5 protein-coding genes are annotated in these 7,623 nt (G+C 39.2%); 4 read left to right on the top strand and 1 reads right to left on the bottom strand.

The window, feature by feature from the left end:
- Positions 1-391 precede the first annotated feature (391 nt).
- The 4 genes from Q0064_RS14390 (at position 392) to Q0064_RS14375 (ending at position 6,947) form a co-directional block, all read left to right on the top strand.
- Entirely contained in the window at positions 392-916 is a 525-nt protein-coding gene (locus tag Q0064_RS14390; protein WP_298148904.1) for a porin family protein, read from the top strand.
- A 98-nt stretch (positions 917-1,014) separates the two neighbouring features.
- On the top strand, positions 1,015-1,443 hold the full coding sequence (gene aroQ / locus Q0064_RS14385) for a type II 3-dehydroquinate dehydratase (protein ID WP_298148903.1): 429 nt from the start codon (positions 1,015-1,017) through the stop codon (positions 1,441-1,443).
- Positions 1,440-3,926 carry a DUF5686 and carboxypeptidase regulatory-like domain-containing protein gene (locus tag Q0064_RS14380; RefSeq protein ID WP_298148902.1) on the top strand — a complete coding sequence of 829 codons (2,487 nt, stop codon included), beginning with the start codon at positions 1,440-1,442 and terminating at the stop codon, positions 3,924-3,926. Before aroQ ends, Q0064_RS14380 begins: the two co-directional genes overlap by 4 nt.
- A 12-nt stretch (positions 3,927-3,938) precedes the next feature.
- Complete coding sequence (locus Q0064_RS14375) at positions 3,939-6,947, top strand: CHAT domain-containing tetratricopeptide repeat protein (protein ID WP_298148901.1); 3,009 nt, start codon at positions 3,939-3,941, stop codon at positions 6,945-6,947.
- A 388-nt stretch (positions 6,948-7,335) separates the two neighbouring features.
- Here Q0064_RS14375 and Q0064_RS14370 read toward each other — a convergent pair.
- A partial coding sequence (locus Q0064_RS14370; RefSeq protein WP_298148900.1) for a hypothetical protein occupies positions 7,336-7,623 on the bottom strand: 288 nt, incomplete at its 5' end.

The following is a 7,623-nucleotide window of genomic DNA, read 5'->3' as shown; positions in this document are numbered from 1 at the left end:
TTATAAAGCTTGAAATTCATGCGTAATCATCTGTAAATCAGATATAAATATACAAAAAACAAACTGAAAATCCAACAAAAAATAATAAAAAAACCGCCTCAGGTTGTGAGACGGCTTCTCTTTAATTTAACCTGAATTCGATTGAAAACTGGTTTCGAACGCTTTGTATAAATTATTGTATTCTATTTTAACCTGCTTAACACATAGATTCCGCTTACATTGCTGATTTTTCGCGAGAATACGGCAATACTAAGAAAATCCACATGCTAACCAATTGTATATATGCTTTTTAACTTTGCCTTTTAAATCGAACTCCAGTTAATTTAAATATTTGTTAACAGACCACGAAGTATGGTTTAACTAGTTTTGGTAACATCAAAATACAATTACTATGAAAAAAGTTTGTTTTTTATTGCTGCTCTTAACGGCTTCTGTAAACGCCCAATCGCTTGAATTTGGGGTAAAAGGTGGAGCGAATTTTTCGAATGTCGACTCAAACGACTACGATGCGAGTACACTAACTTCCTATTATTTCGGTGCTTTTGCAGAATTGAATGTCTTCGAAAATTTAAGTATTCAGCCGGAAGTACTCTATTCTTCGCAAGGTGCTCAAATCGATGATGCTGATGATATAGAGCTTAATTACATCAATATCCCTATTTTGGCAAAATTCTATCTGACTTCTAAGACATTGAGTTTGGAAGCAGGACCACAGTTTGGATTTTTACTTGATTCCAATGTTCCGAATCAGTTTGAAACAAAATCTTATGATTTTTCTGTCGTTGGTGGAATTGGATATAACTTAACCAAAAACATCTCAGTTCATGCACGTTACGTTGCAGGTTTAACCGACGCTTCAAAGAATGCTGAAGTAACTAACACAGTATTTCAAGTAGGAGTTGGTTACAAATTTTAATTTTTTGCGACATATCGAACAAATCCTGACAAAAACCCGTTTAACACGGGTTTTTATTTGCGATATTTCGAACTTTAAACGAGCGTAAAGAATATACTATGATTTACATCATAAACGGACCTAACTTGAACTTGTTAGGAACGCGTGAACCCGAGATTTATGGCGAGCTGTCTTTCGAAAATTATTTGGAGTCGCTCCGCATGGAATTTCCAGATTTGGAATTGCGTTACCGCCAGTCGAATGTAGAAGGCGAAATCGTTAATTTTATTCAGGAAGCTGGCAGCTGCGCTACGGGAATCGTTCTAAATGCAGCAGCTTATTCACATACCTCCATCGCTATAGCCGATGCGGTTAAAGCAATTGCTGTACCTACGATTGAGGTTCACATCTCGAATATTTATGCCCGTGAAGCGTTTCGTCAGCATTCGCACATCAGCGCTGTTGCTGCGGGAGTTATAGCAGGCTTAGGGCTTGAAAGTTACGCATTAGCAATCGAGTTTTTAAATAGAAATCATCATCAATCATGAAAAAACAAACACTAGCAATCTTATTGTTTTTTGTCTCGTTTTTAGGTGCTGCACAGATCAAGGGCAGTATCACCGAAAAATCGGGCGTTGCACTTCCGGGAGTAAGTATCTTTATTGAAGGAACATACAACGGCACCTCAGCTAATGATCAGGGAAACTACTTCTTACAAGTCACAACACCAGGCACTTATACAGTAGTTTATCAGATGTTAGGCTTTAAAACGCAAAAAATAAAAGTGGTTGTTCAGAACGGAGTTACCGTTCAAAATGTTGTTCTTGTGGAAGAGGAATTGAATCTGCAAGAAGTGGTAATAAATGCAAAGGAAAACCCGGCCGACAGAATGATTCGTGAAGCTATAAAAGCGCGTAAAAGCAATTCGGAACGCACCTCAAAATTCACTGCCGATTTTTATTCGCGAGGTATGTTCAAGATTAAGGATTTGCCAAAAAAACTATTTGGACAAGAAGTTGGCGACTTAGGTGGTATGGTCGACTCTACCGGTAGTGGTATCATTTATCTAAGCGAAACCGTTTCTAAAATTGTCTTTCAAAAGCCCGATGAACTTAAAGAAACTATCATTGCTTCAAAAGTTAGTGGTAACGACAAGGGCTATAGCTACAACACGGCACGAAGCACTGCTTACGACTTTTACGACAACAATGTTCGTTTTGCTACCGCGATGATTTCACCCATAAGCAGCGAAGCTTTCAGCTATTACAAATACAAAATAGCGGGTAGTTTTATGGATGATTCTAAGCAAATGGTATATAAAATTCAAGTGACAAGTAAACGCGATAGTGAACCTACTTTTGATGGCTTTATTTATATTGTGGACGATTCTTACGCGATTTACGCCGTCGATTTAAGTACAAAAGGCTATCGCATGCGCCAGGAGTTTATCGATACATTAACCATCACACAGCAATTTGCGTTCAATCAAGCAAGTAATCTTTGGAGTAAGAACGTACAGGCTTTAGAGTTTCAAGCGGGTGCATTTGGCATCAAGTTTACAGGTAAATTCAACTATGTATATTCAAATTACAACTTCGAACTTCCTACTGACAAAAAATTGTTTGGTCGAGAAATGGTTGTAGTTGAGCGAGAATCAAACAAAAAAGACGACTCGTATTGGAATCAATTCCGTCCGATTCCACTCACTAATGAAGAGTTTCTCGACTACAAGAAAAAAGACAGCATTACAACGGTGAGAAGCTCAAAAGTTTACTTAGACTCCGTTGATGGCAAAAAGAATAAGTTTAAGTTTTTCGACATAATTAAAGGCTACACATACCAAAATTCTTACAAAAAGTACCGTTTAGCATACGATGGCGTTGGCTCACCGCTCAGTTATAGCTTCAACACAGTACAAGGATGGAATTTAAACAGTGGTTTTGGATTTTATCGTGAATCGGAAAACGAAGAGTCTGGCCGCGAATATTCTGTTAGGCTAAATCTAAACTACGGTTTTGCCGAAGACCGCCTTAGATACTCATTACGCTATAACCACCGATTCAATCGCATTAATAACGACGAGCTTTCCATCGAAGCTGGAATTAAAGCCGAACAATTTAACAGCGCACAACCCATTTCACCACTCGTAAACTCTGTAGCGAGCTTGTTTTTTAAAAATAACTTCATGAAACTATATAATAGAGAATTCATAAGCGCTACTTTTAGTCGGTACCTTGCACCCGGATTCTATGCCTCTTTACAATCAGAATGGTCGCAACGGCGCGCACTTCAAAACAACACCGATTATACCTTGATTAAAAACGAAGACGATTACTTATCGAACAATCCGCTTCAACCTAATAACGATGCACTAGCGTTCGAACAACACAGTCTCGCTAAAGTTTCACTCGGATTACGTTACAACTTTGGTGTAAGGTATATCACTCGTCCAGACAGCCGTTTGCAAATTCGCGATTCCGACTACCCAACCCTGTATTTAAACTACCTACAAGCATTTGCAGGCAGCAATTCTGATTTCAATTATTCACAAATTTCCGGTCGTATTGTTTACGAACTCGACCTAAATAACAAAGGAAGCATAGCGATGCAACTTAAAGGCGGTAAGTTGTTTAATGCAGAAAATATTTCGTTCATCGATTACCAACACTTTAACGGCAACCAAACGAATGTAAATAACGGCGGACGCTATCTGAATGTATTCAATTTATTGCCCTATTACTCGGCAAGTACGAACGACAGCTATTCAGAAATCCACGCAGAATACAACGATGCTGGCTACTTCATCAATAAAATACCCTTGTTGAATTTACTCAAGACTAACTTAATCATCGGAGCGCACCAATTAGCGGTTCCGGATCGCAAACCGTATCAAGAATTTTCGATTGGTTTAGATAAACTTGGATTTGGAAAGTTTCGTCAACTACGTCTTGATTATGTGCGCTCATACCAAGGCGGGTTTGTAGGCGACGGTATCTTGTTCGGCATCAAGTTTTTAAATTTCGTAGATTAAAAAATTGTGGCTATGAAAAATGTATTCATCTTGTTTGCGTTTTTTATAGCCACTACTCTATTTGGTCAAAACGCGCTGCTTAAGAACGAATTACTTGTAGCGTATGATTTCGAAACAACCGAAGCTTACGCGGAAGCAAAAAAAGCATTAGCTCCGGTGCTTAAAAAGAACGGACTTAACTACAACGATCGGGTTTTTGTAAAAAATTACCTTCGCTTTTACGACTTTTTGATTTCGGGTTCTGAAGATTTTGCCACACTCAAATCGTGTATTGCGGAAATAGAATCCCTTAAGAAAAGAACGTGGTATCAGTCGGAACTTTTGATCAACTTGTACAGTTCGCGTTATCACTACATCGCCTACAACAAAACCTGGGAAGAATCGCTCGAATATGCGCGAAAAGGCTACGAATCTGCCGACTTCAAAAATGCTAAAGCAGAAACAAAAACCGACTACTTCTATGACCTGGGATATCTATACGACAAGGTTGGCAATAGTTTTGAAGGAATTCGGTTCTACAAAAAGTCGCTAGATTTATACATTAAAAAGTACGGTGAAAATTCGACGCATGTTGCCTTGAATTACAACAACTTAGCCTTTGCATATGCAAATGTTTACGATCAGAGAAACACAATTGCATACTACAACAAAGCAGCCGCGATTTGGGAAAAAGTACATAAAACCGAACCCGATATCATGAATTATCTGGTAACGTCTTATCAGAATTTAGTGTATCAGTACTTAAAATACGGCGACATTCCGAAAGCCAAAAGCGCAGCGAATCAGTTGAACTTTCATTATCTGAAAAAGTACGCCAATAAAAAAACGACCAATTCTAACATTCAAACAAAGGCAACACTTAACTATGCACTAACGAACTTGCGCGTATTGCTGGCTCAAGAAAAAGCGGATGAGGCTGAGGCATTCGCGAAAATTATGGAAAATTGCATTTCGCAAGCAGATAAAAATCCGCAATGGATTATCTATAATTTGCAATCCTACCAAGAATTGGGTGAATTTTATGAAACTCAAAAAAACGAGACAAAAGCTGTTGCATTTTTTCTAAAAGGTAAAAGTCTGGCCGAAAAGAATGGCGCCAATTTTAATGCAGCTAAGTTCAATTTAAAACTAGCACAAATTGCAACGAATAAACGGCAGTTTGCTGAAGCCGAAAACTATTTACGTAATGCTGCGAAAAATAACGACAGTAAGAAATTCGAACTGCTTACGTATCAAATTCCGTTGCAAGATGTGAAAATACAGCTTGCTAAAAAAGAAAATGCAAACGCTAGAATTCAGCTCAAAAAGCTACTTTCAGATTTGAATTTTAGCTTGAACGGAAAGAAACACAATTTTGACAACTTAAGTTTTTCCGATGTCGATGATCTAGTAGATCCCGTTTTTATGAACTTTTTTGCTGAATGCGGAAACTCCTTCTTCGAGCTTTATAAAAACTCAAATGGGAAAAGTGATTTATCGAATGCCGAAAGATTATTGCGCATTAGCGCCAAGCTTTTCAAAACATACTACCTCCGCGGTGAGTATAACGCATACTTGCAAGAAACGCATGAGAAAATTAGTAGCGGACTTTTACGAATCGCAGCGCTACCTCATAAAAATGCATCTAAAAAGACCGAATTACTAAATCTGGTCGAACAAAATGCCTCAGTACACCTGTTAGAAAATTACCGTCAAAAAACCGAAAAATACGTTTTAGAAAAATCCGAACAATCGGTAAAGTCGCTGCAAAACGAATTGCTTTTTTACGAATCGCAATACAAAAAGAAAAAAACACAAAACAGCAGCGGTCTCGAAAAAATCGCACAGCTTAAGGCAAGCTTAGAAACTCGAAAAAAAGCCTATACCGTTGCGCAACAAGAATTTAACAACTTAAACAGCAAGTTATTTACTATCGCCGATGTACAAGTAAAAGTGCAAGCAAATCAACAAATTTTCAAATTCTATTGCGCGGGGAATTCGGTTTTTCGTGTTTCGATTTCGAAAAAACAAATCGCAATACACGAACTCGGCAGTGTTGCTTTGATTGAAAAATTAACAAATCGTGTCGTTACGGGAATAAAACAACGCGATTACTCGAAAACGGATGCCGATAAACTGTCAAAGCTTTTACTCCCATCAGTTGTTGCTCAGAACATTACTATAATTCCCGACGGTTTTCTCAATTACTTGCCTTTTGAAATTCTGAAAGATTCGAAAACAACTAGTCTGCTTATCGACCGTGCGTCGGTTTCCTACGCTTACAGCCTACCAATGTGGTTGCTAACGAGCGGACAATCAATCAATAAAAGCTCTAATTTACTTGCAGTTGCACCCGATTATTCATTAGGCGCTACATCCGAAAGTAGAAGCGAGTTAAAAAAATTACCATTTGCCGAAAAAGAAAGTGCTGCTGTGGCCTCGCTGTTTGACGGAAAGCAAATTTCTGGTTTACAAGCAACGAAATCGGCGTTTTTAGAAGAATTAAACCGACACAGTATTTTTCATTTAGCCATGCACGCGCAAGTGGTTGAAGACGCATTTGAACAGTCGTGTTTGTATTTTCAAGACAACCAAAAGTTGTATTTTTCCGATTTGTACCAACTGAATTTTCCGGCGAAATTGGTGGTTTTAAGTGCGTGTGAAACCGGTACAGGCAGCATCAAATCGGGAGAAGGCGTTATGAGTTTGTCGCGCGCGTTGACGTACGCTGGTGTGCAGTCGGCTGTGGTAAGTTTGTGGCAAGTTCCCGATAAAGAAACCTCTGAGATTATGATTGCATTTTACCAATATCTCAACCAGGGAAAGAACAAAAGTGAGGCATTGGCAATGGCAAAACGTGATTTTCTTAAGAACAATCCGATGAAAAGCAATCCGTATTACTGGGCGGGTTTTATTGTTAGCGGCGCTGATTCTCCGGTGGTTCGCAAAGCCGAATATTGGCAATTTTTTGTTTTTGGCATCGGAGTAATACTACTTTATTTTATAGGAAATCGGGCGTTTAGATCACGTTCTGTGGATTAATTTTCCCATCGAAATCAATTTTTGAAATTCTTCTTTATCTGCACTTTTCGTCTTTTTTTGGGCAATGCGCCGCAACGATCTTTGTCTTCAAAAACAATCATTAAAGCGGCGCCCGCGCTTTTTGCTGCAACTCCTCGCTTACGATCGCTATAAAAAACGATCATGGTCGCTGCGGGGTTTCCGCGTCAATCGCTATTGCGCGAGATCGACACCCAATGACGTTCACCACATCACGTATCATTTAGCCTACCTAAACCCACGTATCGTTGGTGCCTGAGCTTGTCGAAGGCTTTTTTAGAGGCGAGAAGCTAGACACGAGTCCCGATAGCTATCGGGATAGACTCGATGAATTCACCACTTTACGTTTCATTTTCCCTCCCGAACCCACTTATCGTCGCAGCCTGAGCTTATCGAAGGCTGGTGCGATTTTTTGGCGGCTTGACACGTTCTGTGTTTTCCTCAACGGTACCCTATTTCGCAAAATTCTTTGAGGTTCAGTGTTTTCTGTGCGCTTAAAAAGCTGGTACGTGAGCGGGTCGAAGGCAAACATGGTGTCCATTGTGAAAAACTTTGTGGAACATTGCGCTCCATCGGCTCCAAAGCTTGTTGAATGCTTAACCGCAAAGAACGCTAAGATATACGCAAAGTTCGCAAAGAGGAAATTTTTCCCTTCCGA

This window comes from Flavobacterium sp. (assembly GCF_027490375.1).
In the GTDB taxonomy this organism is placed as follows: Bacteria; Bacteroidota; Bacteroidia; order Flavobacteriales; family Flavobacteriaceae; genus Flavobacterium.
Note: the sequence above shows the minus strand (reverse complement) of the source record. Positions and strands in the feature narration are given on the sequence as shown.

What these genes read in the sequence shown, in the direction of transcription:
- Q0064_RS14390 (WP_298148904.1), top strand. Translation starts at nt 392, where the DNA reads ATGAAAAAAGTTTGTTTTTTATTGCTGCTCTTAACGGCTTCTGTAAAC.
- aroQ (WP_298148903.1), top strand. Translation starts at nt 1,015, where the DNA reads ATGATTTACATCATAAACGGACCTAACTTGAACTTGTTAGGAACGCGT.
- Q0064_RS14380 (WP_298148902.1), top strand. Translation starts at nt 1,440, where the DNA reads ATGAAAAAACAAACACTAGCAATCTTATTGTTTTTTGTCTCGTTTTTA.
- Q0064_RS14375 (WP_298148901.1), top strand. Translation starts at nt 3,939, where the DNA reads ATGAAAAATGTATTCATCTTGTTTGCGTTTTTTATAGCCACTACTCTA.